Genomic DNA, 285 nt, shown 5'->3' with positions numbered 1-285 from the left:
GCGTGTGCCTGTGGCTGATCGGCCTGCCCGCCGTGCGGTTTGCCGGTGAAGCCAACGCCGAGGCCTGGTACCGCGAGCTGCAGGTTGAAGGCCTGGGTTCGGTGTGGGCCCTGCCGGGCCTGGAATTATTAATGGAAGAGCCACAGCGTAAGGCTGATGTCTGGCAAGCCATGCGCCGGCTGATGGCGCGCTGGAAAACAACTGATGAGTGAGGCTTTATCCTTTCGCCCGATGACCGAGGCCGACCTCGACGCCGTGCTGAAAATCGAATACGCAGCGTTCAGC

At 62.1% G+C, this 285-nt stretch carries 1 protein-coding gene and 1 pseudogene; both read left to right on the top strand.

The genetic code is table 11. The features are described 5' to 3' along the window. On the top strand, positions 1-212 hold a 212-nt coding region (locus AAEY79_RS14535), incomplete at its 5' end, for a hypothetical protein (RefSeq protein WP_352289003.1). After that, positions 205-285: pseudogene (locus tag AAEY79_RS14530) on the top strand (ribosomal-protein-alanine N-acetyltransferase); the annotation flags it as partial. The gene AAEY79_RS14535 and the pseudogene AAEY79_RS14530, both read left to right, overlap by 8 nt.

Source organism: Psychrobacter sp. GW64-MNA-CIBAN-0177 (assembly GCF_040309585.1).
Classification (GTDB): Bacteria; Pseudomonadota; Gammaproteobacteria; order Pseudomonadales; family Moraxellaceae; genus Psychrobacter; species Psychrobacter okhotskensis.
This window is presented reverse-complemented; position numbering and strand designations above follow the sequence as displayed.